This is a genomic window from Cognataquiflexum aquatile, from assembly GCF_003316845.1.
Lineage (GTDB): Bacteria > Bacteroidota > Bacteroidia > Cytophagales > Cyclobacteriaceae > Cognataquiflexum > Cognataquiflexum aquatile.
In genome coordinates this window covers 20,876-47,133 of the sequence record NZ_QMIK01000008.1, presented here as the reverse complement: position 1 = coordinate 47,133, position 26,258 = coordinate 20,876, and the positions used below count along the sequence as shown (strand labels likewise).

The following is a 26,258-nucleotide window of genomic DNA, read 5'->3' as shown; positions in this document are numbered from 1 at the left end:
CATTGGAAGGAAAAAATCAAGCGTTCCTGTTTGCTAAGCTCAACCGGGAATAAGGCTCGGCAACAATACTTTAACTTTTGTCCCCACATCGACAGTAGAATCCAACTGTATCTTGCCTCCCATTTGGATTACAGATTCCTTGACCATGTATAGGCCAAGGCCTGAACCAACATTTTTTTGCGTTGCTCTTTGGAACAAATTAAACACCTCATTAATCAGCTTATCTTCAATTCCAACCCCGTTGTCTTCGACAATTATCGTTGCAATATTTTCTGACACACTGATAGTCACTTTTATTGATTTATCAGGGAAATCTTCTTTTTGGAAGACTACTGCATTATGGAATAGGTTATTTAAAATTACCCGGATTTTGGAATCATCAGAGTTAAAGGCAGTGTTTTGGCTGACGTCAATCCTGATGTCAATCCCTTCCAGATTCCACTTCTGTTTGTAGATTTCAAGCTGCTGCGAAACGACTTCCTTAAAATCAATTTCGATGACTTTGTTTTCGATTTTTGTAGACCGATAGAAGTCTAGCATTTTATAGATAAAATCATCCAATTTGTCAGTGGCGGTATCTATCAACTCAAAATATTCCAAAACCGAGGGGTCTTTAGCCTCCATTTTGGCGAGTTTGGACACACCCGATATGCTCATCAGAGGACCTCTCAATTCATGTGAAAGCGAATAGACAAACTGATTCATCTCAGAATGGATTTTCTGAAGTCTTTCATTCTTATCCTTGAGTTCTTTTCTGGCAAAATAGATATCCCCTGCAGTAGTGATGGCATTTTTTATCTGCTCGATATTCCAAGGTTTGTCTATAAACCGGTATACCTGACCCCTGTTGATCGCATCTATGACATCGGCAATGTCCGAATAGCCTGTGAGTAAAATCCTGACTGGTTCGGGGTTGATTTTCATCAGTTTTTCAAAAAACTCCACCCCGTCCAATCCGGGCATTCTTTGGTCGGCAATCACCACATGAAGTTCTTCTGTTTCTGCTATTTTCAGTCCTTCAAATGCATCAATGGCAGTAATGACTTTAAAGTCCCTCCTCAAACTCGCCTTGAAGGAGTTCAGGTTATTGTCTTCATCATCGATATAGAGTACTTTAATCTTGTCAGTCATGCTGCTGGGTATTTTGATATATTGGAAGGGTAATGATAAAATTGGTTCCTTTGCCTTGTGCCGTACGAACTTCGAGTGTTCCCTTATGGTTTTCGATGATGGTATAGACAATTGAAAGACCCAAACCTGTACCTTTCCCTACTGCTTTGGTTGTAAAAAAGGGTTCAAATATCCGCTGTTTGACATGGGGCGGCATTCCATACCCGTTATCCTCTATTTCTATTCTTATTTTTTCTCCGACATGGATTGTTCGTATCGTAATTTTCGGATCTGTAATTTTATCCAGATTTTCTACCAAAGCATGGATAGCATTGGTAATGATATTCATAAATACCTGGTTGAGTTTGCCCGGCAGGCATTCAATAATGGGGATATTTCCAAACTCCCGATACATCTGTATTTTGCCTGACATGGAGCTGTTGAGCAAGATCAACGTACTGTTGATCCCATCATGGATATCGACCCTCTTGACATCCTGCTCATCTACCCTAGAAAACAACCGTAAGCCTTTGACAATTTCAACCGTTCTCTTTGCCCCTTCTTCCATACCCCTCAAAAGTTGGTCTATTTCTTTGAGAATATAATCGAATTCAATGTCATCTTCTACCTGTTGCAAAGCTTTTTTGGAAGAATCGGTAAACTCCAGCTTTCCTTTTTCGCGGTAGGCGTTGACTATTTCCAACAAATCATGGATATCTCTTTTGAGTGGGGAAATGTTAGAACTTACAAAGTTGATCGGATTATTGATTTCGTGGGCTATCCCCGCAGTCAATTGTCCCAATGAAGCCATTTTTTCTTGGTTGACCAATTGTGTCTGCGTATTTTGGAGATTGTGAAGCGTAAGTTCAAGCTCTTCAGTCCTTTGTTTCACCTTTTCTTCCAAAAATTCATTTTGTTCAATTATCCGGCTTTCGTGCTCCTCCAGCAATTTGAGTTTTTCATTCTGCTCTTTTTCGTTCTCTCTTTTTTGGTCATTGATTCTATCTGCCAAAGCAAATGACAAAAGGATAACTCCTAAAGTAGCACCAAAAGGCATCATGTAGAAGTATGTTGGAGAAAAGGGCATCAATCCCATTTGGGTCAAAACAAATATTAAAATGCCTGCCATAAACACTGACCAGGCAATCAGGAAATACCTCGCAGGTTTAAACCCTTTCTGAAGAATGAAAACAGACATCATAAACACATAGGGTATTACGATAGCCTGCGTCACCAAAAAAACAGCATACATCGCCGTCAAAAACCCAAAAACAGTTCCGGTCAGGATGATGATATAGACAACATAGATTACCTGAATTCCGGTATTCAATTTTGGAAGATAAACTTTTGTTCTGAGAAAAGACTGTACAAACCAAAGTGCGACCATACTTCCCAAAACAGAAAAGAGGACGTTTGACCTTAGATTCATCCAAATCCAGTTGGGCCATATCAATTCCTGGGTAAATCCCAATATGGAAGACTGGCCTAACCAAACCAAAAGGATGTAGGCGACATAAATCAGATAGGTCTTGTCATTAAGTGAAAAATAAAGAAACAGGTTGTAAAAAAATAGCCCGAAGAAAACCCCGGTAAAAATTCCAAAAAGGATGTTTTCAAAATTTAGCTGGTAATTAATGGCTTCCATAGCCCCAATACTTGCAGAAATTATCCTTTTATCGGAGCTTTTTATTTTGAGAAATACCTCATCTGTACCTCCCGTGGTGGTTGCAAGGTCAAATATAATTTTCCGGGAAGGGACTAACCGGTCATACAAATCATGTGTTCTTCCGCTTTCTTGGCTTAGCCTCACTTTACCGTCCCTTACCAAATAAAAATACACCTCATCCAAATTTGGGTTATTGATGACAAGGTATTTTTTTACACTCGGGTCTCCCTTGGATTCCACTTTAAACCTTACCCAAACCGCCTGTTCACCAAGACCGAAGTTGGGATTTTTGGAAAATATCGGCTTGAAGTTGGCGTCGGAAATCACGTCTTGGATATTAAGGTCATTTCCTGTCTCCAATAGGAACTCATAATTGAAAACATCCTGCATGGGGGACTCACTATCCAATTGGAGCACCGGAGTAGACAAAAAAAGAAAAATATTGAGAAAATAAACTAACATAAAATTAAGATTGGAGTGGGTAAAAGCGGATCAGCTCCAAAATAATTATTTTTTACAAATTGTAACCTAAGGTTTGTGAAATGAAAATCAGGGTGTGTCCAATTCGGATCATATTCCCCAGCAAAACAAACAGAATTTGTAGATACAGAAGTATTTGAAAATGACTTCACAATCTGAACAGCCATCAAAACAATTTTATTTGAATGGAAAGACAACCCGAATAAAGAACCGCAATCATTCATGGAATGAATCAAATCAAACCACTGTCTCAAACAAATTTTTTGGTACATCTTTTGGTAGAAAAACCAAAAGGATGGGAAATTCAACCCCCTAAACAAAATTTCAATGCGGTAGAATAAATCAAGCGATGAAGCCAATCTCATGTAGAGGCAGTAAGGGTGGATACCAGCGATAAAGTTATGTTATTGATCCAATAATCATAATAGAAATGTAAAAAAAATTATAAAAAAGGAATTTTATACTGAGATTTAGCCAATTCCTTCCTCAAGGAAAAATTTTTTTAAGTAAAATTATCATTAAGTTGAATATATACTTAAACTTGTACCTAAAGTATCACTACTAGTAAAATCAAATGTCCGAATCACCCAGAGAAAAAATCAGGATACTATATGTAGATGATGAAGAAAATAACCTTCAGGCATTCAAAGCTACATTTAGAAGAGATTATAAAATCCACCTTGCACTTTCTGCCGAGGAAGGCAGGGAGATTTTGAATTCTAATGAGGTGGATATCATCATCACTGACCAAAGGATGCCTGATGAAACCGGTGTTGATTTTTTGGCTTCCATCATTCCGGATCATCCTGATCCGATAAGAATCCTACTGACGGGTTATACTGATATCCAGGCCGTAATTGATGCCATCAATAAAAGCCAGGTCTACCACTACCTGACCAAACCGTGGGAGGAAGATTATATGAGGACAGTCATCAAAAATGCTTTTGAACTGTTTTCTCTAAGAAAAGAAAACAGAAAACTCATGGAAGACCTTGTTGAGACCAACAAAAACCTTGAGTTGATGCTCCACCAAAAATAGTATCAATACCGGGCTGCAAGGAGCAGCAAAAGCTCTTTGTGTGTCATGGAAAATTTCCTCGCCAGATAGGCGTTTGTCAGGCTTCCCCTATAAGTATACACCCCTTTCATAAACCATTTATAATTAAAAATCATTTCCTCTGCCCCTCCCAGGTCAGCCATGTGGAGTAATATGGGCGTGAAAATGTTGCTCAATGCACAGGAAGCTGTCCTTGAAACCCTCGATGCGATATTGGGTACGCAATAATGGATAACGCCATGTTTGACAAATGTAGGGACATCGTGCGAAGTCATTTCGGAGGTTTCAATGCAGCCACCCTGATCTATAGACACATCAATGATGACGCTTCCTTCCATCATCGCCGCGACCATTTCCTCACTTACTACTATTTTGTTTCGGCCTTTTTCGGCACGGAGTGCACCTATGACCACATCAGCTTCCTTGATGGCATTTCCCAGGGTATAATTATCTATCGTTGAGGTGAATACCTGTTGACCGAGCAGGTGCTTGATCCTCCGTAGTTTATAAATATGATTGTCAAAAACTTTGATGCTGGCACCCAATCCCAATGCTGTCCTAGCGGCATATTCTGCCACAGTTCCTGCACCGACGATGACCACCTGGGTAGGAGGAACTCCCGTGACGCCTCCCATTATCAATCCTTTCCCGTTGTTGACGCTACTTAAGTATTCGGCAGCTATCAGCATGACTGTACTTCCTGCTATTTCACTCATAGCCCTCACCACAGGCATCCCCCCTACTTTATCCTCCAGATTTTCGTAAGAAACGGCTGTGATCCTTTTTTTATTCAGTGCGTGGATAAAGTCTGCATTCTGCTTTCCAAGTTGAAGGGCAGAAATCAGACAGGAACCTGAGCGCATGGAATTTATTTCTTCCTCTGTGGGTGGCTCGACTTTAATGATAACTTCTGCATCAAAAGCCTCCTTGGCAGTGTAGACTACCTTTGCACCGGCATCTGAATATTCTTTGTCGGTAAATTTTGATTCCTTGCCAGCGTTTGTTTCCACCAAGACCCGCTGTCCGTTATTGACAAGAAGTGCTACCGCATCAGGTGTCAGAACAACTCTTTTTTCTTGGGCAGCCGTCTCCAAGGGCAATCCAATCAACAATGAATTCTGTGAATTCTTCACTTTTAAAACTGCTTCTTTGGGATAAATCCCAACCTCTTCCCTAATTTCAACCATTTGTTTGCCCATTAATAACCCTTTTTAAGGTGATATTTCTTCCTTCCTTTTCATCCACCTCGATCAGGACATGGATAAAATCATCAGGAATGTATCCTGCGATTTTTTCAGCCCATTCTATCCAACAATGCCTGCCACTTTCCAAATATTCGTCCAGCCCAATTTCCAAAACTTCCTCCGGATCTTCGATTCTATAAAAATCAAAGTGGTAAAAAACCTCTCCCTTAGCGTTTTGATATTCATTGACAAGCGAAAAAGTAGGGCTATTCACCCTGTCCTTCACTCCCAATATTCCTGCAATTTCCCTAATGAGTGTGGTTTTTCCTGCGCCAAGATCCCCTTTGAAAATCCAAATTTTGTCAAACTTGCCAAAGTCTATGATCTTTTGCGCTGCGGCATGAATCTCTCTAATACTGGGACAATAATACTTTTCCAAATTTAATTAAATATTCTTTGGTTCGAGTCGGACAATTGGAACAATCATTTCTTCTAGGGATACTCCCCCGTGTTGGAAAGTATCTTTGTAGTAATTTACGTAATAATTGTAATTGTTTGGGTACGCAAAGAAATAATCTTCTACTGTAAAAACATAACCGGTGGAAACATTGAACCTCGGAAGTTTGGCGTCTTCAGGCCGGGAGATTTCAAATACTTTGCCGCTTTCAAAGTTAAGGTTTTTGCCCTGCTTGTATCGGAGGTTGGTGGTTACGTTTTTGTCTCCGATGATTTTATAGGGCCTGCTGACTCTCTTTGTACCGTGGTCGGTGGAGATGATGACTTCTGCCTTGGCAGCGTGGATTTTTTTGAAAAGGTCGAATAAAGTGGAGTGTTCAAACCAGCTTTTGGTCAATGACCTGTAGGCGGATTCATCCGGCGCAAGTTCTCTGACCATTTTGATATCTGTACGGGCATGAGACATCATGTCCACAAAATTGTAGACGAGGACATTCAGGTCGTTGTTCAATAGTTGGTGAAAATGGTCCAACGCTGCTTTGCCTTGATAAACCTGAAGGATCTTATTATAGCTGAACTTGATATTCAACTTGTTTCGGTGGAGATTTTCAGACAAAAAATCTTCCTCATGGTTATTTTTTCCTTCGTCGGTATCTTCTCCTTCCCACAGTTCGGGATGAAATCTCGCCATATCAGAAGGCATCAATCCGCTGAATAGTGCATTTCTCGCAAATGCCGTAGTAGTAGGGAGTATACTGAAATAAGTACTTTCCTCCAAGGTGTTGAAGTATTCGGAAATGAGCGGCTTGATCACTTCCCATTGGTCAAGTCTCAGGTTGTCAATCACCACAAAAAAGAGCGGCTTTCCCGGTTTGATATAAGGGAATACTTTTTCTGCCATCAAACGGTGGGATAAGATAGGCTTATCGGATTTGGGATCATTGATCCAGTCGATATAATTGTTTTTGATAAATTTGGCAAAAGCGGCATTGGCCTCGGTTTTTTGGGTATCAAGGACATCCTGCATTCCTTTGGTTTCGGTCCCGTCAATCTCCATTTCCCAATAAGTCAGTCTTTTGTAAATATCTGTCCATTCCTGATGGGTAGAGGCCTCACCGCAGGCCGTGCTGATATTCATAAAATCCTGCCTATAGGAAAGATTCGTTTTTTCAGTGATCAGCTGCTTGTTTTGCAATATCTTTTTTACCGAAAGGAGAATTTGGTTTGGGTTGATAGGCTTGATGAGGTAATCTGCGATTTTTCCTCCAATGGCATCATCCATGATATGTTCCTCTTCACTTTTGGTAATCATGACGACCGGAACCTGAGGTTTGAGCATTTTGATTTGTTGCAAAGTTTCCAATCCGGTCATTCCTGGCATCATTTCATCCAAAAAAATCACATCGTAATTATACTTCTCCACCATTTCAATGGCATCTACACCGCTGTTGACGGTAGATATTTCATAGCCTCTCTGCTGTAAAAATAAAATATGTGGCTTAAGAAGATCGATCTCGTCGTCAGCCCATAGGATTTTGAACCTTTGCATAAAATTTGGTTTACTTCTTTTAAATTTATAATTACTTTTGAGACCTATCAAATGTCTGCGACATTGAAACGTCATAAAATTCTGAATGATCCTGTTTATGGATTTATTACCATACCCAGTGAATTGATTTTTAGCATTATTGACCACCCCTACTTCCAGAGGTTACGTCGTATCAAGCAACTAGGTTTGACAGATTATGTCTACCCGGGTGCACTCCACACGAGATTTCACCATGCTATCGGCGCCATGCACCTGATGAGCATTACTTTGGACAACCTCAGACATAAAGGTATCGAAATAAGTGAGGAAGAATACGAAGCAGGACTGATTGCTATTTTATTACACGATATTGGCCACGGCCCGTTTTCCCATGCTTTGGAATTCAGCATACTTCAAAACATCCCCCATGAAGCCCTTTCCCTCCTTGTCATCCAATTGCTCAATAAAGAATTGAACAACAGGCTGGACTTGGCCATAAAAATATTTAAAGGAGAATATGAAAGGAAGTTTTTCAACCAATTGGTATCGAGTCAGCTTGACATAGACAGGCTTGATTACCTTCAAAGGGATTGTTTTTTTACAGGTGTGTCAGAAGGCGCCATCGGTGCTGACCGGATTATCAAAATGATGGACATTAAAGATGACCGGTTGGTAATCGAAGAAAAGGGAATTTACAGTATTGAAAATTTCCTGAGTGCCCGCAGGCTGATGTATTGGCAGGTATACCTCCACAAGACCACCGTGAGTGCAGAAAAAATGATGATCAGCCTCATCAACCGAGCAAAATACCTCATGCAAAACGGACAAAACCTGGTCACCACTGATGAGCTATCTTATTTCCTAAAGGGGAATTTTACCTTGAATGACTTTGAAACCAAAGAAGACTCCTTAAAAAACTTTCTTGCCTTGGATGATTTTGACATTTGGGGGGGCATCAAGCTTTGGAAAAATCATGAGGATTACATTCTCAAAAACTTATCACGAATGTTTTTGGAAAGAAATCTCTTTAAAATAAATCTTAGAAATGATGAATTTTCAAATTCTGAAATTGAGGAGGAAAAAATGAAGCTTCTCCAAAAGCTCCAAATACCCGAACATGACCTTTCCTATTTCTTTAACCATGGGGTCTTGAGCAATCATGCCTATCTGAATACGGAGCAGATTTTCATTTTGACCAAAAAAGGAAACATCATTGATGTAGCCATAGCGGCAGACCTCCCCAATATAAAGGCAATGAGTAAAATTGTGAAAAAACACTACATCTGTCACGCCAAAAATTTAACTTTGTAAGCTCTAAACCCAATTTATGGAATTTTCTCTAGCTCAAATTGCTCAATTAATTGGCGGAAAAGTAGAAGGCGACAGCACCTTGAAGGTTAGCCGCCTGGATAAGATTCAAGATGGTTTGCCGGGAGGCATAAGCTTCTTGTCAAATGAAAAATACGAATCTTTCATCTATGACACAAAAGCCACAGCGGTCATCGTTTCGGAGAATTTTGAACCCCAAAAGCCGTTGAGCACCAATCTCATCAGGGTAAAAAATGCCTACGAAGGATTTACGTTGCTTCTTGAAGCCTATGCCATGATGCTACAATCCTCCAAATCAGGCAAAGAGGAACCTTCATTTTTTGACGAGTCAAGCACAACGGGTGAAAATTATTACAGAGGGGCATTTTCCTATGTGGGAAAAAACTGCATCATCGGCAATTCTGTCAAAATCTATCCACAAGCTTACATAGGCAATAATGTAAAAATCGGAAACAATACCATCATCCATGCCGGGGTCAAAATCTATGACAATACGAAGATCGGTGATAATTGTGAAATCCATCCAGGTGCTGTGATCGGAGGTGACGGTTTCGGATTTGCACCTTTGCCGGATGGCAGCTATAAAAAAATCCCCCAATTGGGAAATGTGGTCATCGAGGACAATGTCAGCATCGGTACCAATACCACAGTTGATTGCGCCACGATGGGTTCTACTTTGATTAAAAAAGGAGCAAAAATTGACAACCTTGTCCAAATCGCTCATAATGTTATCATTGGTGAAAACACGGTAATTGCAGCCCAAACGGGTATTTCCGGCTCTACCGAAATAGGGAAAAACTGTGTGATTGCAGGAAAAGCCGGGATAGTAGGGCATATAAAAATCGCTGATAACACGACTGTGGGCGCTAATACGGGTGTTTCCAAAAATATAACAAAGTCAGGACAGACTCTTTTTGGTTATGTGGGATACGATATCAAAGATTTCTTAAAATCTTACAGTCTTTTTAAAAAACTGCCTGAACTAAACGACAGAATCAAAGAACTCGAAAAAAAACCATAAATTTACGCTTCGTAAAATGAAGGAGATTAATAGGATCGGATGAGAGTCAAACAGCATACCATAAAAAAACAAGTTACCGTCTCGGGAGTAGGTCTCCATACAGGGGTAATATCAAACATGACTTTTTTACCGGCCCCGCCGAATCATGGATTCAAATTCCAAAGAATTGACCTGCCCGGAATGCCGATTGTGGATGCAGACGTTGACAATGTCGTGGATATTTCAAGGGGCACGACCTTGGAGCAAAATGGCGCCAGGGTATTTACAGTCGAACATGTTCTGGCATCACTTGTCGGATTGGAAATCGATAATGTAATGATCCAATTGGATGGCCCTGAGCCTCCTATCATGGATGGATCTTCGATCCAGTTTATTGAAGTATTGGAGGATGTAGGCCTTGAAGAGCAAAATGCCCTCCGCAGATTTTTTGAAGTCCCTGAAAGTATCACCTACAGAGAACCATCAAGGGAAGTGGAAATGGCCGCTTTGCCTCTGGATGATTACCGTGTCACGGTAATGGTGGATTACAACTCTCCAGTTTTGGGAAGTCAACATGCATCAATCACCAACATCAGTCAATTCAAAACCGAAATTGCTTCTTGCAGGACTTTTTGTTTTTTACATGAATTGGAAATGCTTTACAACCAAAACCTTATCAAAGGCGGAGACTTGAACAATGCCATCGTGGTCGTTGATAGGGTGGTGGAAGAAAAAGAATTGGAGCATCTTGCTAAGATGTTCAACAAGAAAAAGGTTGAAGTACGTAAGGAAGGAATTCTCAATAATGTAGAATTGCGCTACAAGAATGAACCTGCAAGGCATAAGTTGTTGGACGTGGTGGGAGATTTGGCTTTGGTGGGCAGACCATTGAAAGCACAGATTTTGGCTGCCAGACCTGGGCATGCCGCAAACGTCGCATTTGCTAAAAAAATAAAAAGAGCAATGGAAAAAGCGGGTTCGGTCCATATCCCTCATTATGACCCGAAGCTTCCCCCTGTCATGGATATCAATCAGATCAGCAATATTCTGCCTCACCGATATCCCTTTCAGCTATTGGATAAAATAATTTACCTTGATGATACTGTGGTAGCAGGGGTAAAGAATGTGACCATAAATGAGCCGTTCTTTATGGGTCATTTTCCAAACAATCCTGTTATGCCGGGTGTTCTTCAAGTGGAAGCAATGGCCCAGACAGGAGGGATTTTGGTGTTGAGCACCGTAGATGATCCCGAAAAATACTGGACCTATTTTTTAGGAATTGAAAGCTGCAAGTTCCGAAAAATGGTACTCCCGGGAGACACATTGGTCTTCAAATGCGAGTTGCTTGCTCCGATCAGGAGAGGAATTGCAAAAATGAAAGGAGAAGCTTTTGTGGGTAACACCCTTGTTTGCGAAGCAATAATGACAGCAAGTATAGTCCGAAAAGAATCATGATCAGTCCTCTATCATATATACACGAAAAAGCCATCCTTGGAAAGGACGTGCAAATCGACCCTTTTACCATGATTCACGAAAATGTGGAAATCGGTGAAGGAACGTGGATCGGATCGAATGTTACCATTTATTCAGGTGCTAAAATCGGCAAAAACTGCAAAATTTTTCCAGGTGCTGTGATCGCCGCTATTCCTCAGGACCTTAAGTTCCAGGGAGAGGATTCAACCGTTGAAATCGGGGAAAATACAACCATCAGAGAATGTGTGACTATCAGTAGGGGTACTATTGATAAAAGAACCACCAAAGTGGGAAGCAACTGCTTATTGATGGCTTATGTACATATTGCCCATGATTGCATTGTAGGGAATAACGTGATCATAGCCAATGCAGTACAGGTTGCAGGACATGTATCGATAGATGATTGGGCCATCGTAGGAGGCAGCAGCGCCATCCACCAATTTGTTAAAGTCGGCATGCACTCCATGATTTCGGGAGGATCACTCGTACGCAAGGATGTTCCTCCATTTACCAAAGCTGCCCGCGAACCTCTCAGTTATGCCGGCGTCAACAGCCTGGGATTGAGAAGAAGAGGCTATTCCAGCGAAACCATCAGCCATATCCAAGAAGTATACCGCTACTTATTCTTAAATTCTCTGAACAACAGCAGGGCACTTGAGGAAATTGAAATCAACCTTCCTGCCACCAAAGAACGGGATGAAATCATCAACTTTATCAGGTCCTCAGAAAGAGGGGTGATGAAAGGGTACATCAGTTGATTTACAATGGAACTGAAGCTGGACCAGGTATCCAAAAGATACCAGTATGAATGGATTTTTAAAAACATCACTCTTCATATTCCGGCCCTTTCCCATTGGGCAATTACAGGTAGTAACGGTTCGGGAAAATCCACTTTATTGAAATGCCTTTCGGGAATAAACCCGGTCACCCATGGATCTATTTCCTATTTTTCAGAAGGAAAAGAAATAGAGGGCAATGAGATTTTTAAGTCCCTCGTCATCAGCGCGCCTTATATGGAACTTCCCGAAGAGTTTACTTTACGGGAGTTACTTCAGTTCCATTTCAAGTTCAAAAGACCCGCTGACAATATCTCTCTCGACGCAATGATGGATATCATGTATCTCAAGGCGCATGAAAACAAACCCATATCCCAGTTTTCTTCAGGAATGAAGCAAAGATTAAAGCTGGGTCTGTGTTTTTTTTCTGCCAGTAAATTGGTCTTTTTGGATGAACCTACCTCCAACCTTGATGAGCAGGGAATAGTTTGGTATCTGCAGTTAGTAAAAGAATTTTCGAAGAACAAAACACTTTTTATATGCTCTAATGACCCAAAAGAATACACTTTTTGCCACCATGTGATCAAGATGGAGGATTTTAAGAATAAACAAAACCTTTGATTATTAGACTGATTTATTAATTTTACAAAAATTTACTCACCTACGTATTATGCAACAAAAATTATTAAACTTCCTACTAGTAGGATTAGTGGCCTTTGGAATGTTTTCCTGCGGGGAAGACGCCCCAACACCGCCAAGCAAAACCCCTGAAGAATTGGCAATTGAAGAACTCACAAGCGGATCCTCACAGATTTGGACAATTGCAGGTGGGGGATCTGTAATTAGAGATGGCAGGTCAGAAACCAATATCTATCAGACCTTTGAGTTGACCCTTGCTGCCAATTCATCCAGTAAAACTTATGTGACAATTAACAACAATGACCTTTTCGACGCAAATGGAAATTGGTCTTTTGTAACTGGTGGACTTGACAAGCTTTTGTTTACAGGATCGAAGCCGGCTGCCAATACTGAGATTTCATGGACAAGAACAGGGGACAACTTGGTGTTAAGATTCAGTATCGTAGCACCGGGAGCCCGTCAATTGGGAACAGCTGCTGTATTGGGAAACTATGTATTTACGCTTAAGAAGAAAGCATAAAAAATATTCTCCTGAAATTCAAAAGGGCATTCCAAAAATATTTGGAATGCCCTTTTTTTATGCCTTTAACGTAATTAAGGTCACTCCCGCCCCGCCTCTATCGGCATGTTCGTCCTCAAGTTTGGCCACCTGATTCATATTTCTCAAAAGATTGCGGGTAATCTCCTTCAAAATCCCATTTCCCTTGCCGTGAACTATCCTTAAGTCTTTGAGCCCAAGCATATAGCCATCATCCACAAAAGCCTGAACCAACGGGAGAATTTCTTCGCCTCTCAAGCCACGGATATCAAGATTGGGGGAAAATTCAAGCATTTTGGCGTTGGTATCAAATCCCGTTCTTTTGGCAAAGGTTTTCTTTTCCTTTTTGGCCTCTGAGAGTGAAATCTTTTGAAGTCGGTTAATCTTGACATTGGACTTCAGATCACCGATGCTGATTTCTGCTTCCTTTTTCTTCAAAGCCAAAACCTGCGCAATAGCGCCATTGTCTATCAATCTCACATAATCACCTACCTGAATATCTCCCTCCACATCCTTGACTTCGGGAATGAATACCGCCTTTTTTTCAGGCTTGATTTTGACTTTCAGGTCCTCGATTTCTGTCCTTAGCTGCTTGGTGATTTCTTTGTCACCCTTGCTTTTTTTGATATCAGAAATGGTGTTTTCAATCTTTTTATTGACCTCATCCAAAAGCGTTTTGGCTTCGGCCTTTGCTTCTTGAATGAATTTCTTCTTATTCTGATCGATATTGTCTTTGAGTTCTGTGTATTCTTTGACTTTCAGATCCAGAACCCTTTCTTTCTTCTTGTTTTCATTGACTAGCTGCTCGTAGTTGGCAAGTTGATTTTCCAGCTTGGTAAGCATCTTGTCATATTTGACACGGTCTTCTCCGATATGCATTTTGGCATAGTCGATGATTTCCTTCGAAATGCCGATTTTAGAAGCAATCTCCAAGGCGAAAGAACTTCCCGGCTTACCCAAATCCAATTGATACAAAGGTTCAAGTTTCTCTACATCATAGCGCATCGCCCCGTTTACCAAACCTTGGTTTTTGGAGGCGACTTGCTTCAGGTTACCGTAGTGCGTGGTCAAGACTCCATATGCTCCTGTTTTATTCAGAGCCAACAGAATCCCTTCCGCAATGGCACCACCGAATTGCGGTTCGGTACCTGTTCCGAATTCATCAATAAATAGAATGGTCTTCTTGTCGGCAAACTCAGTGAAAAACTTCATGCTCATCAAGTGCGAGCTATAGGTACTGAGGTCATTCTCAATATTCTGCTCATCGCCGATATCGATGAAAAAATTATCGAATAGCGAGCAAGTGGAATGTCCGTCCATAGGAACCAACAATCCGCATTGCAGCATGTATTGGACCATTGCTACGGTTTTCAAAGTGACCGATTTGCCCCCTGCATTTGGTCCGGAAATCACCAACAACCTCCTGTTGTGGTCCAATGTGATGTTGAGCGGAACGATTTTTTTGTGCTGCTGCTTCAATGCAAACTCCAGCAAGGGGTGTCTTGCATTGCTCCATTCCAATTGTCTTTCTTTTTTTAGAATAGGCCTGGAGGAGTGGGTTTTGATCGCAAATCTGGCTTTGGCCCGGATGAAATCCACCATGCCCAGGAAATGATATGCTCGCCTGAGTTCAGGAATACTTGGCCTCACCGTATCGGTGAGCTTGGTCAGGATCTTTTGGATTTCCCTTTTTTCCATGTACTCCAAATCCTTCAACTCATTATTGATATCCAAAACCTCCGCGGGCTCGAGATAGACTGTCTGCCCGGTAGCTGATTCATCATGGATAAACCCCTTGATTTTTCTTTTGCTTTCAGCCAAAACCGGAATCACCATCCTGCCGCCACGGATTGTGACAGAAGCATCTTCGGGAGTCAGTCCTTTGGCTTTTGCATCCCTAAAAATCCTGTCCAAAACCTTTCTCAACCGGTTTTCTTCATACAAAATCTGCGACCGGATCAGGGAAAGTTCTTGTGAGGCGTTGTTACGAATTTTTCCTTTTTCATCGATTATCCGCTCTATGGCTTTGAGGATCGTATTGTCCAATGCCACCAATCCAAGCAAATTAAAGAGGTTGGGATAGGTTTCTTCATGATCTCTGAAAAATTCAAGACAACGGCTCAAGGTAAAAAGGGAGAGCCTCATTTCGTGAAACTCTTCTTCGTAAAGGAAGCTACCTTCGATTTTAGCTTTCTCGAGGTAGGGATAGATATTGGTGAAATTAGAGGAAGGAAATAATTCCCCTGATTCGATGATTGCCTTAAACTCGGCTGTTTGATCTAGAAGTTTTCCGACCAGGTTGGGGTCTTTCGAATACCCCATTTTATCCACAAAATCCATCCCAAGGGGTCCGGTGCATGCTTCTTTTAACAATTCCCGGATTTTGGTAAAATTGATTTTCTCTTCGAGATTTTTAGGGTAAATCATGGGTTGGGATTTGGGGTTCTTGCTTTTTCAACTACATGAAGGGAATCGATCGTCCTTGCATAAATCCTGTCCATCGTCTTTATGTCCAGCATGTAGTATTCCAAGCTCTTTTTGAAAACAGTATCAGCGATATCATGTTTTAAAAAAACCTCATTTTCAAAATAGGGGTATAATAACCTTGAAGAATCATAATGAATCGGAAATGATGAAACCATTCCCTCGGCCAGATGGATATCAATGAGCACTTCCACCATTTTATCTTCGGACAGGATGCCTTCGGGGATTTCTTGCTTGCTGCAGGCAATTCCCACAAAAAGCATCAACAAAAGAAAGATTTTATTTTTCACAGACCAAAAATAATCAATTCCGACAATGAACAAGAAAATTGATTGGTTTACCTTACGTCCGATGATCACATATCGTTTTTTAATTCAATTATCAACCTTAATTTAGGCCTTTGAAAAATCAGCCATGAACGAACTGCTCAAAAAACTCAGAAGGTACGAGATTATGATCCGGAAGGTGGTCAACAACCAGCTTCAAGGTGACTATCAATCCATCTTCAAAGGCGCGGGATTGGAATTTGATGACCTGAGACCCTACCAATACGGAGATGATTTCAGGACGATAGAGTGGAAAGTATCCGCTAAAGGCCATGGTACCTTTGTCAAAACCTTTAGGGAAGACAAAGACCAATCGGTTTATTTCCTCATTGACATCAGCGGATCGCAGGATATCGGGCAGGAAGGAAAAAAGAAAATAGATATCGGAAAAGAGATTGCCGGCGTTCTGACTTTGGCCGCCGTATTTGAAGGAAGCCAGGTCGGATTGATTTCTTATTCGGACCAAAAAGAAAAAATCATCCTGCCGGGAAAAGGTCCGAAGCAAGGAGTGAAAATCATACAGGGAATCTTTGGGCACAAAAACATTTCCCAAAAAACCAACCTGACAGAAATGTTCAACTTTGCGCTGAACCTGATCAAGAAAAGAAGCATTGTGATCGTGATTTCGGATTTCATCGATGAGGGATATGAGAGACCATTCAAGGCTTTGGCGCAAAGACATGATCTCGTAGCCGTCCAGGTGACAGATCCGCGGGAATCAGCACTGCCAACACTTGGTATCATTCCAGTATATGACAAAGAGGAAGGCCGGACGACTTGGGTAAATACTGCTTTTGGAAGCTTTTCTAAAAAAATTGCAGATACATTTACTTCCGAAAGGGAGCATCTCAAAACAATCTGCAAGAAAAACCAGATCAATTATCTGGGAATCAGCACCAAGGACGACATCGTGATTCCTTTGATAGAATTATTCAAAAACCGTAACCGGACAATGAAACGTGGGTAAAGTATTATTCTTCCTTTGCATCATCAGCTACTTTCTGATACCTCAGCAGGCCCATTCACAGGACCTTGAGGTGGAAGGCTATTTTATGCAGGATTCGGCCATGCTTGGCGAAAGGGTCGGGTATGTCCTCAAGGCAAAATCAAAACCGGGAGTAAATATTGTTTTCCCGGACTCTACACATAATTACTCTCCATTTGTCCTCTTGGAGAAAAAATCCTTCATTTCCTCCACGCAGGAGGATGTCACTGTTGATTCGGTGGTTTACTATGTAAGCAATTTTTCTCTTGATCCTGTTGCCAAACTCGCTCTTCCGGTATATGAAGTATTCAGATTTGACAGTTTGGTTCATATGCCGTTGGAAGCAGGCTTGTCATTGAAACTGACCATTGACCCGCTTCCCGAAGAGCTGGCGTTCAAGGACAACAACGTCTACCAACCCATTCCTACAGAATTCAACATGCTGGTATTGCTCCTGATTTTGGGAGTCATTGCAGTATTGGCAATAATCGTATTGGTTATTTTCGGTAAAAAAATCAAAAGAAAATGGGATAATTGGCGGGAAAAGCAAAAGTACAAGCGCTTTGTCAAAAGGTGGAATGCCGCAGAAACCGCGTTTGCAGCCACTCCGGATATGGCACAAGCAGATGAACTCCTTGGTCTTTGGAAGACCTACATGGAACACCTCAACAACGAGCCGTTCAGAGAGTGGACCACGACGGAGATTTCAGAATTCCTCGACAACAAGGAAATCATCAAGGATTTTAGAGCCATCGAAATGGTAATCTATGCCGGCAAAGAAGGAAAAGACATCACCGAAACCTGCAACAACCTGAAAGATATCTGCACAGATTCTTTCAAGAAAAAGATAACCGAACAAGATGAATCCAAATAATATCGCTGACTTTTTTTCTTGGTTCTGGTTTTTGCCTGAGACCTTCAAGACTTTTGAATGGGAAAATCTATGGGCGCTGCACCTCATTTGGATCGCTCCATTGATTTTGGTTTTGAGAAAGTTTGTGAAATTTCTCAAAAATCCCGTTCTCGAGCTTTCATTGCCGGGTACAGTTTCGCAAAACAATCCATGGACTTACCTTCGGTTGATTCCCGGGCTGATGTTTATCCTTGCTGTTTGGATGATTGTCATTGCCTTGGCACGTCCTCAGAAAAGCAACGAGCGTGTCGAGCAGTCCACAGAGGGGATTGACATCATGATCGTGATGGATATTTCAGAATCCATGGACCTGCAGGATTTCAAACCCAACAGACTTGAAGCCGCCAAAGAAACGGCGATTGACTTTATCAACGGACGTTTTGGAGACAGGATCGGGATGGTGATATTTTCGGGAGAGGCCTATTCTCTTGCACCCTTGACTACGGATTATGCCTTGCTGACTGACTTGGTCAAGGACATATCCTTCAATATGATGGACGCCAAAGGTACTGCCATCGGGTCAGCTTTGGCTGCCGGGACCAACAGGATGCGGGAATCCGAGTCCAAAAGTAAGGTCATGATCCTTCTGAGTGACGGCGAGAGCAATGCCGGAAACGTAGATCCACTTTTTGCTGCGCAATTGGCTGCGGCAATGGATATCAAAATTTACACCATTGCGGTAGGCAAAGACGGCATGGTTCCCTATGGCGTGGACTTCTTTGGCAGACCGCAGATGGTGGAGAGCTACCTGGATGAATCTACCCTTCGGGAAATCGCCGGAATCGGCAACGGGGAGTTTTTCAGGGCTTCAGATGACAATGCCTTGGAGCAGATTTTTGACCAGATCAATACCATGGAAAAGGCAGAAATTCTCGAATCAAGGTACAAAGAAACTACGGATTACTACAGGGTATATCTCTTTTGGGGAATCCTGTTGTTCCTAGCTTGGCTTGGACTGAAGAGTACTTTCTTCAATAATTTTTTGCTGGATTAATAAAAAACTCAAACACCCACCTTCTCCTTCCAATCTTCCAATCTCCTGTCCATCACCTTGAACCATAAAGGTGGAAACAAAGCCAAAATAATCATGGCCGAATATCCCTGTGGCAATTGGGGACTTTCGTCATAATGATTCAAAACCTGATAGCGCTTGTACGCAAAGGCATGATGGTCAGAATGCCGCTGTAGCTGGAACAATAAAAAATTAGAGACCAAATGACTCGCATTCCAAGAGTGCAAAGGAGTTACTTTTTCATACCTGCCGTTTGGCAATTGCTTTCTCGCCATCCCATAATGCTCGATGTAATTTACCAATTCCAATAAACTGAATCCAAAGAAACTTTGTGCAAAAAACAAAACCGGAACTTCCCACACAAACCTGTCTTGCATGAATGAAAACCCAATAGTAAAAACCCCCACAAATGCCAATGGAAGCAGGGTGAACCGGATCATCTGATTTTGGCTTGACCATACCGGAAGTCCCTTTTTGTGAAGTCTTTCCTTTTCCAATTCAAGGGCACTCAAATACCCATCTTTGACAGACCTCCACCAAAAGCTATAAAAAGTCTCCCCAAACCTGCTCGTAGCAGGGTCTTCCGGAGTTGCTACCCGAACATGATGTCCCCTGTTGTGTTCAATGATAAAGTGCATGTAGCAGACAGTCATCAATAAAACCTTGGCATAAAACTGCTCCAAGGCTTCGGCTTTGTGGCCCAACTCATGCGCTACAGTAATTCCTATTCCTCCGGTTACTAAGGCCAAACCGGTGGAAAAAGCCAACCACTCAGCAAAAGACAAAGGATTATTTGCCACAGCATAAAAACCCCAAACCAAAACCCCAAGCTGAACATATACCCAAATGAATGTCACCAAGCGATAGAACCTTTCTTTGGAAACATCGGAGATTTCATTTTCGGGAATATTGGTCCTGTCGGTTCTGATGAGAAAATCCAGAAAAGGCACCAAAATAAAAACAAATGCATGGATCAGAAGCAAATTCCACCCACCCAAATAAAAACCTCCAATCAACAAGACAGGCAGGATAAAGGCTGCGTAAAACCCGATTTTTTTAAGGTGCTTCATAGCTTGAAGTTAGGAAATGGGAATTGAAAAAAAAACAGCATAGAATTATCCGCTACTTTGCCACTAGACAGAAAAGGGGCAACCAAAATCAGGCATAGTCAATAAGTCCATAGACAATAGTCCATAGCCACCGCGATGAAACTTCAATCCGAGTTTTATATAGCTAATGGCCAGAAAGTGGATACCCACAGAACAGCATCAACCATTCTTATTTACTATTGCCAAGAATCACCTTTACATGTATTGTTCGCGATGATTCAACTTGAATTGTAATTCTATATAAATCTTATTGGGAGATTGGAATTGCCCGGAACATCCCTGCCCGACGACAGGCGAGGGTCTTCCGACTTCGTCCCGATAGCTATCGGGATCCGTCCCAATTGTAATAGAATATTTGGTATTTGGCAAAGAAGCGGATAACCATATTTTTCTATTCAGAAAAGATATCTTTTGTCAAATCCTCAAACAGAATGTAGGTAGCATAGAAAGTAATCGGGATGGTGACCAATAACCCCAACCCTAGCGTGAGAATACCCAACAAATTGATAATGATTAAGATCAATGTGAAAACAAAAAATTTCCACCACCTCACAGTGATCAATTTTCTGCTTTCTTCCAATGCTGTCCAAAAATCAAAACCGCCAAACAAAGCCATCAAAACCGCAAAGCTATATCCTACTGCGAGGTAAATTCCCGGAATCAAAAATGCAAACAATCCCAGAGCCACCAAAATTTGTCCAATAAGCCATATAGAAAAAATCGGCATATAAAAACTGAAGCCCTTGAAGAAATCCGGATAGATTACCGGTAATCCCAAACTGATCCTATTGGCCGCTAAATAGAATCCCGAATAGAGCGGAGGTGCCAAAAACAGTGCAAAAACAAAGGCAAATTTATCCAGGTACACAACTGCCATCAACTGCAAAGAAATGATGAGCATGGTATATGCCACGCTCAAAACCGGCTGCTTGAGAAACATTTTCCAAGCCCTTTGAAATATGTCATTGAAATCGAAATCGTAGCCTGTAACCCTAAGTTGTTCTAATTTTTTTTTACTCATTTATAAGAAAAGAGATATGAGACGTGAGACATGAGATTTGAGATTTGAGAAAAATTCGAAGCTCGGTATGAAAGGATTATTCAATTATTTAAATCCATTTATCATCATGAAACCGATACAAATAACCCAATAGCCAATTAACCATTATTTTGTCATTGCTTCCAAGATATCATGTTTGGTGACAATATGGATCTGATGGTTATCATCTCTTACCAAAACTGCCTTCTCTTTATCCAACATCGAACTCAACACATCCAAGGTGCTGTCCAAAGCCACAAATTTCATAGATGCTTCCATCACATCGGCGACCGTTGCGTCTTTCAATTCCGGATTCTCAATAATTTTGGTCAAAAGTTTACTGTCTGTAAGGCAACCGACCACGTGACCATCTTCCAAAACAGGGATCTGGGAAACGCTTTTTCCGTTCATCAGGTGGATGGCATCTTTGACTTTGTCATTTTTGTGGGAAACTACCAATTGGTAACTGCCATTTCTGGCACTGATGATATCTCGGGCTGTTCCAAAAGTTTTGTTTTCAAGAAAGCCGTGGTTTCTCATCCAATCGTCATTGTAGATTTTGCCGAGATACCTCGTCCCATGGTCAGGAAGGATGATTACCATGCGGTCTCCCTCTTTCAGGTTTTCTTTGGCATATTCCAAAGCGCCATGGACCGCAGACCCACAAGACCATCCAACAAAAAGTCCTTCTTCCCGTGACAGTCTTCTTGTCATGACGGCCGCATCTTTATCAGTCACTTTGATAAAGTGATCAATCAGTGAAAAATCAACATTTTTTGGCAAAATATCCTCACCAATCCCTTCAGTCAGGTAAGGGTAAATTTCATTTTCGTCGAAGATTCCTGTTTCTTTATATTTTTTGAATACCGAACCATAGGTATCAATTCCCACGGTGATGATGTCAGGATTTTGTTCTTTCAGGTATTTTGCCGTACCACACATAGATCCTCCCGTTCCCACCCCGGCAGCATAATGGGTAATTTTTCCTTCTGTATCGCGCCAGATTTCGGGACCTGTGGTCTCGTAATGAGCTAACGAATTGGATAAGTTATCGTATTGGTTAGGATAAAAAGAGTTGGGAATATCCTGATTCAGTTTTTTGGCCACAGAATAATAGGACCTTGGGTCATCCGGAGTCACATTCGTCGGACATACGATCACTTCTGCACCAACTGCTTTGAGGATATCGATTTTCTCTTTGGACTGCTTGTCAGCCATTGTAAAAATGCACCTGTACCCTTTGGCAATGGCGGCCAAAGCCAAACCCATTCCGGTATTCCCACTTGTTCCTTCTATGATTGTCCCTCCCGGTTTCAAAAATCCGGCTTCTTCCGCATCTTCGACCATCTTGATGGCCATCCTGTCTTTCATCGAGTTTCCCGGATTGAAATATTCAACTTTGACGAGAATCTCTCCCTTGATGCCTTTGTTCAGCCTGTTCAACCTTACCATTGGTGTATTTCCAATGGTTTCAATAATGGAATTATAAATCATAAAATTTGGGTTATAAAGCCCGAATTTACGAATATTTTTAAACCTCAGGCATTTCTAATTGAGGTATCCAAATTTTATTTCGAAAGGGTTGTCACGCCGTCAGGACGCTTTGGCAACAGGCTCGACTTGTGCGGCATATTCGTCCACCAAGGCGACTGCACCATGAATGGCAGTTTCATCCAGATCAGAAATCAAAATTTTAAGGTTCTGACTCACTGAGGGATATTTGAATGTAGCAATATTGGCCATCATACTTTCCTGAAAATATGGAAAAGCCTTTCGGATCGAACCTCCCAAAACTATGGCCTGAGGTGCTAAAGTGTACAGGATATTTTTGATCAGTTCACCTAAATGGTGTCCAAATTCCGCATAAGCCCTGATTGCTTCAGGATCGCCTTCTTTGGCTTTTTTGGACAAAGTTTTGGCTTTCGAGCCATATTTGGCATTAAAAAATTTGCTGCTGCAATAAAACTCAAAGTCCTGATCGAGGTAAGGTGCTGAGCACCATTCTCCTGCCGCACAATTGAATCCACAATACAAATGGCCGTTGGCAATGATTCCTGCCCCAAGGCCGGTACCGAGAGTAATTCCCACCACATGCTTGTAAACTCCCGCTGCCCCAAATTTGTATTCGCCCAAGGCAAAGCAATTGGCGTCATTATTTATATACACCGGTTTTGAAAATCTTTGTTCCAAAAAATCCCTTAGATGTACCCTCCTGAAGGAAGGGATGTTCTCAAGGTTGAGCACAAGTCCCAGATCTGTGTTGATCAATCCCGGAATCCCTATTCCAATGGCATAAAAATCATGATGGCTGTAAGAAGAAATCAATTCCGCGATTGTTTCCAGGATAAAATCCTGGCTTTCCTGAGAGGGAGTAGCAATGGTGCGGATATCTATCAATTCAGAACCAACAAGAACTCCTGCTTTGATGTTGGTGCCTCCAATGTCAAGTCCAAGAATAGGTTTTTCGGTTTTCAGCATAGGTCTAAGGTTTTTAAGCTTTAAACAGAAAAAGAAGAATGATTCATTCATTCTCCTTTTTCCAAAATATTGGTTTGCTAGCGATTAATCAAGCATACCCTCAATGGACTTTTCAAGTTCCCGGGCATGGGCCAAAAACTCTTCCACATTCATATCTTTGAAAAAGATCAGCCCATGACTGGATCTGACTTTTGCTGTTTCATGAAGGTAAAAATAATTTTTCCCCAAAAGTAGCTGAATATCGTCAAGTTGTCCAACCCATGTACGCTTGGCAACAGTAGAAAATTTACCGTTGTGTGAGTAACTCGGGAAAGAAGCATTCACTTGGCTGAGGTAACAGTTGGAGAAAGAATCTTCCATCACCGACATGTCGCCCAAGGAAACCGGCACGATTACATTTGCTTCATGCGGCTCAAATTTGAACCACACATTTCTATAGCCGATGATTCTCAACTTGCTCAGGTCTTTTTCCTCACCCCATTGTCTGACAGCCTCTGCAGTGGCTTGAAGGACTTTATAGTGCGTGTCAGGACCCGAACCTTCAGGATCAAGGGTCAGACTGATTTTGGTCGGATTGACCTTTCTGAACAATTCAACAATCGGAATAACGTCCCTTTTTTTGTCAGGCTGCTCTGTAAAAATGTCGCCGGTGTAGAATCCCAATCTCAAATGGTGCACGTTTTTCACCTGAACTCCAAAATGAGCCCAAACAAGTTCCTCTTCAAATTCCCTGATCATTCCTTTGAGTTTCTGGATTTTGGCCGGATTTTTTTCTCCGTCATAGGAATTCCTGAGGATACTGATGATGTCGTTGATGGTTTCTCTCAACTTGGCCGCCGACTTGACTTCAAACACATCGACTACAGCACGCACTACCCTGTGGCAAAGTCCCCTGATCCTTTCATCCAAATCCTCCGAAGCCACATTGGTCAGAAAATGGTAGACATCTTTATCAGTTTTCAGTTTGTAACCAACATCAAAGAAATCCTCAAATTTGACCATCTGGATTTTTCCTTCATCCAAAAGTTTTTTGGTCTGGAGAAGGGTATCGATCACAAAAGTATTGGTGACCGCTGTAAATCCTGATGTCAAGACAGAGAAGTGTGCCTCATTGCTGTATTCATGCAATTGGTTGGTGATATGAGGCAAAATACCCAATGAGATATCATCATGGTGAGGTCCTGTATGGAGCAAAACTTCATCCCGCTCCTGCGTGATGCCACGGGTAAGTTTGGCAATGGTACTTTCCATTACCTGATTGACCGTTTCCTCGGACAATCCCGGAATCATGGCGGTATATTTATCGGCTTTCAGGTCCTCCATTTTGAGACGGTGACCATATTTCTTGATTTTTTTACAAAGGTCAACGATGGCCCTTTCTGTTTTTTCCCAAGTCCATTCGCCTTGACGGTAATAGGCGTCCACAGAATCCGTCAACTTTACCGCCGCCCCTTTGGTAAGATAAAAGCGTCCGTTTTTCAGTTTTTGTAGTACTGTGGCCGGGTAGACATTGTCCAATGGAGTCTCCAGGGAATCTTTGACAATCTGTGCTTTAGCTTCACCGGCAGCAATGATGATCCCAACTGCATCGGGATTGAACACAATCGTATCCAGACCAATGGTGATGACCAGCCTATTGGCCGATACTTCTATCCCTCCCAAATCCCCTGCTGCTACCGCTTGGGTTTCAAAGTTGGTTTCTGTCAGCCTTGTCGTCGAAAAAAGATGCGAACCGCGGGTATTGAAGGCAATGTGGCCATCCGGCCCGATGCCGCCCAAAAAGAATCCGATTCCGCCTGCATCCCTGATTTTCTGCTCATATTGCCCACACCAATGGTCGATTTTGTAAATCGATTCTTGTTGGATTTTTTCTAAGTTGTTTATCGGGTCACGGAATCTCAAGGAAAGATCCACTTTCAGATCAGGGAAAACTTCCTTGAAATGTTTCCCTCCGGCTAAAGGAATCTCATCCGAATTGATCAGGATTGCCTTTTCTTTGCTCAGACCGAAACCTTCGAGGTAAAATTTATTGACGTAGTCAAAAAAACTGTTTTTCTGCTTGGAAGAAATCGGATAAAACTCATCTATCTGCACAAAAGTCAAATCCTTGAGATAAGGTTTTTTGACGGCCCCAAGTCCATGTTTTTCTCTGGTTTCTTTTCCCTTTTTGGTGTCCCAATTCTCCAAAAGGTATTGTGTCCATTTGATGAAATATTCCGGGGTTTTGCCTGTTGGCAAACTGATGACTCCCTTGGGATTTTCAGAAACCCATTCCAAAAATCTACACGCAGTGATAAGCCCTAATTTTGGGAAATTATCCACCAAAAGATAGGGAATCAGCGTACTTATCTTATCGACACCGGATTCTCTTTGGAAAGCTTTTTCTACTTCTGAAAGCGGGTATTTGCTAAGCATAGGACTGTTTTTTTGTTTCGGACTTTTTAGAAATATATGACAAATGGAGTGACGCAATTTTTTCAATTACCAAACTAAACAAACCAATTTAAATTTGGCATCAATTCATTCGCGAAGAATAAATATTTAGGCTTGCTCGGATTACCTTCTGTATTCAACTTAATTTAATTAAATACAGCCGGGAAATTATTTATGCAAAAATAAAAAAACTTTTACGTTAAATCATAGACTTTTATAAAAATTTTAAAAAAGATATTCAAA

Annotated in this window: 22 protein-coding genes; 10 read left to right on the top strand and 12 right to left on the bottom strand. The window is 41.5% G+C overall.

Annotated features, from left to right (window positions below; translation table 11 throughout):
• Nucleotides 1-39: 39 nt before the first annotated feature.
• Nucleotides 40-1,131, bottom strand: a complete 1,092-nt coding sequence (locus DQW11_RS19720) for a hybrid sensor histidine kinase/response regulator (protein WP_113925842.1) — start codon at nt 1,129-1,131, stop codon at nt 40-42.
• Nucleotides 1,124-3,238 carry a sensor histidine kinase gene (locus DQW11_RS19715; RefSeq protein ID WP_232826806.1) on the bottom strand — a complete coding sequence of 705 codons (2,115 nt, stop codon included), beginning with the start codon at nt 3,236-3,238 and terminating at the stop codon, nt 1,124-1,126. The genes DQW11_RS19720 and DQW11_RS19715 overlap by 8 nt, the downstream gene beginning before the upstream one ends.
• 592 nt (nt 3,239-3,830) lie before the next feature.
• Between DQW11_RS19715 and DQW11_RS19705 the strand changes: the two genes are divergently transcribed.
• Nucleotides 3,831-4,295: a response regulator gene (locus DQW11_RS19705; protein ID WP_113925840.1), complete on the top strand. Its 465-nt coding sequence runs from the start codon at nt 3,831-3,833 to the stop codon at nt 4,293-4,295.
• Between the two features lie 2 nt (nt 4,296-4,297).
• Here the strand turns inward: DQW11_RS19705 and DQW11_RS19700 are convergent, their stop codons facing one another.
• Genes DQW11_RS19700 through porX form a run of 3 tightly spaced genes read right to left on the bottom strand, consistent with a single transcriptional unit; the run spans nt 4,298 to nt 7,502 of the window.
• Nucleotides 4,298-5,512: an alanine dehydrogenase gene (locus DQW11_RS19700; protein WP_113925839.1), complete on the bottom strand. Its 1,215-nt coding sequence runs from the start codon at nt 5,510-5,512 to the stop codon at nt 4,298-4,300.
• Nucleotides 5,493-5,936, bottom strand: a complete 444-nt coding sequence (tsaE, locus tag DQW11_RS19695) for a tRNA (adenosine(37)-N6)-threonylcarbamoyltransferase complex ATPase subunit type 1 TsaE (RefSeq protein WP_113925838.1) — start codon at nt 5,934-5,936, stop codon at nt 5,493-5,495. Before tsaE ends, DQW11_RS19700 begins: the two co-directional genes overlap by 20 nt.
• A gap of 6 nt (nt 5,937-5,942) precedes the next feature.
• Complete coding sequence (gene porX / locus DQW11_RS19690) at nt 5,943-7,502, bottom strand: T9SS response regulator signal transducer PorX (RefSeq protein WP_113925837.1); 1,560 nt, start codon at nt 7,500-7,502, stop codon at nt 5,943-5,945.
• Between the two features lie 63 nt (nt 7,503-7,565).
• Here porX and DQW11_RS19685 point away from each other — a divergent pair, with 63 nt between their 5' ends.
• From DQW11_RS19685 to DQW11_RS19660, 6 genes are read left to right on the top strand one after another with little or no spacing between them, the layout of a single operon-like run.
• The gene (locus tag DQW11_RS19685) at nt 7,566-8,792 is read left to right on the top strand and encodes an HD domain-containing protein (protein WP_113925985.1); all 1,227 of its coding nucleotides are present in this window, start codon (nt 7,566-7,568) and stop codon (nt 8,790-8,792) included.
• A gap of 16 nt (nt 8,793-8,808) precedes the next feature.
• On the top strand, nt 8,809-9,831 hold the full coding sequence (gene lpxD / locus DQW11_RS19680) for a UDP-3-O-(3-hydroxymyristoyl)glucosamine N-acyltransferase (RefSeq protein ID WP_113925836.1): 1,023 nt from the start codon (nt 8,809-8,811) through the stop codon (nt 9,829-9,831).
• Nucleotides 9,832-9,870: 39 nt separating this feature from the next.
• The gene (locus tag DQW11_RS19675; RefSeq protein ID WP_113925835.1) at nt 9,871-11,265 is read left to right on the top strand and encodes a bifunctional UDP-3-O-[3-hydroxymyristoyl] N-acetylglucosamine deacetylase/3-hydroxyacyl-ACP dehydratase; all 1,395 of its coding nucleotides are present in this window, start codon (nt 9,871-9,873) and stop codon (nt 11,263-11,265) included.
• Nucleotides 11,262-12,041 carry an acyl-ACP--UDP-N-acetylglucosamine O-acyltransferase gene (gene lpxA / locus DQW11_RS19670; RefSeq protein ID WP_113925984.1) on the top strand — a complete coding sequence of 260 codons (780 nt, stop codon included), beginning with the start codon at nt 11,262-11,264 and terminating at the stop codon, nt 12,039-12,041. The genes DQW11_RS19675 and lpxA overlap by 4 nt, the downstream gene beginning before the upstream one ends.
• Nucleotides 12,042-12,047: 6 nt before the next feature.
• The gene (locus DQW11_RS19665) at nt 12,048-12,680 is read left to right on the top strand and encodes an ABC transporter ATP-binding protein (RefSeq protein ID WP_113925834.1); all 633 of its coding nucleotides are present in this window, start codon (nt 12,048-12,050) and stop codon (nt 12,678-12,680) included.
• Nucleotides 12,681-12,729: 49 nt separating this feature from the next.
• The gene (locus DQW11_RS19660) at nt 12,730-13,218 is read left to right on the top strand and encodes a hypothetical protein (RefSeq protein ID WP_232826805.1); all 489 of its coding nucleotides are present in this window, start codon (nt 12,730-12,732) and stop codon (nt 13,216-13,218) included.
• A gap of 57 nt (nt 13,219-13,275) precedes the next feature.
• On the opposite strand, the gene DQW11_RS19655 is transcribed toward DQW11_RS19660, so the two are convergent.
• Together DQW11_RS19655 and DQW11_RS19650 are read right to left on the bottom strand one after the other, a co-directional pair.
• Entirely contained in the window at nt 13,276-15,663 is a 2,388-nt protein-coding gene (locus DQW11_RS19655; protein ID WP_113925833.1) for an endonuclease MutS2, read from the bottom strand.
• Entirely contained in the window at nt 15,660-16,010 is a 351-nt protein-coding gene (locus tag DQW11_RS19650) for a DUF4296 domain-containing protein (protein WP_232826804.1), read from the bottom strand. The genes DQW11_RS19655 and DQW11_RS19650 overlap by 4 nt, the downstream gene beginning before the upstream one ends.
• A 124-nt stretch (nt 16,011-16,134) precedes the next feature.
• Here DQW11_RS19650 and DQW11_RS19645 point away from each other — a divergent pair, with 124 nt between their 5' ends.
• The 3 genes from DQW11_RS19645 to DQW11_RS19635 are packed head-to-tail and all read left to right on the top strand — an operon-like array spanning nt 16,135 to nt 18,938.
• Nucleotides 16,135-17,013: a DUF58 domain-containing protein gene (locus DQW11_RS19645; protein ID WP_113925832.1), complete on the top strand. Its 879-nt coding sequence runs from the start codon at nt 16,135-16,137 to the stop codon at nt 17,011-17,013.
• The gene (locus DQW11_RS19640) at nt 17,006-17,905 is read left to right on the top strand and encodes a hypothetical protein (protein WP_113925831.1); all 900 of its coding nucleotides are present in this window, start codon (nt 17,006-17,008) and stop codon (nt 17,903-17,905) included. The genes DQW11_RS19645 and DQW11_RS19640 overlap by 8 nt, the downstream gene beginning before the upstream one ends.
• Nucleotides 17,892-18,938: a vWA domain-containing protein gene (locus tag DQW11_RS19635; RefSeq protein WP_113925830.1), complete on the top strand. Its 1,047-nt coding sequence runs from the start codon at nt 17,892-17,894 to the stop codon at nt 18,936-18,938. The genes DQW11_RS19640 and DQW11_RS19635 overlap by 14 nt, the downstream gene beginning before the upstream one ends.
• Nucleotides 18,939-18,946: 8 nt before the next feature.
• On the opposite strand, the gene DQW11_RS19630 is transcribed toward DQW11_RS19635, so the two are convergent.
• From DQW11_RS19630 to DQW11_RS19610, 5 genes are all read right to left on the bottom strand, one after another.
• Entirely contained in the window at nt 18,947-20,026 is a 1,080-nt protein-coding gene (locus DQW11_RS19630; protein ID WP_113925829.1) for an alkane 1-monooxygenase, read from the bottom strand.
• 430 nt (nt 20,027-20,456) lie between these two features.
• Complete coding sequence (locus tag DQW11_RS19625) at nt 20,457-21,086, bottom strand: hypothetical protein (protein ID WP_113925828.1); 630 nt, start codon at nt 21,084-21,086, stop codon at nt 20,457-20,459.
• Between the two features lie 144 nt (nt 21,087-21,230).
• On the bottom strand, nt 21,231-22,598 hold the full coding sequence (locus tag DQW11_RS19620) for a cystathionine beta-synthase (protein WP_113925827.1): 1,368 nt from the start codon (nt 22,596-22,598) through the stop codon (nt 21,231-21,233).
• A 99-nt stretch (nt 22,599-22,697) separates the two neighbouring features.
• Nucleotides 22,698-23,582, bottom strand: a complete 885-nt coding sequence (locus tag DQW11_RS19615) for an ROK family protein (RefSeq protein WP_113925826.1) — start codon at nt 23,580-23,582, stop codon at nt 22,698-22,700.
• Nucleotides 23,583-23,666: 84 nt separating this feature from the next.
• Entirely contained in the window at nt 23,667-25,997 is a 2,331-nt protein-coding gene (locus tag DQW11_RS19610) for a PIG-L family deacetylase (protein ID WP_113925825.1), read from the bottom strand.
• Nucleotides 25,998-26,258 lie beyond the last annotated feature (261 nt).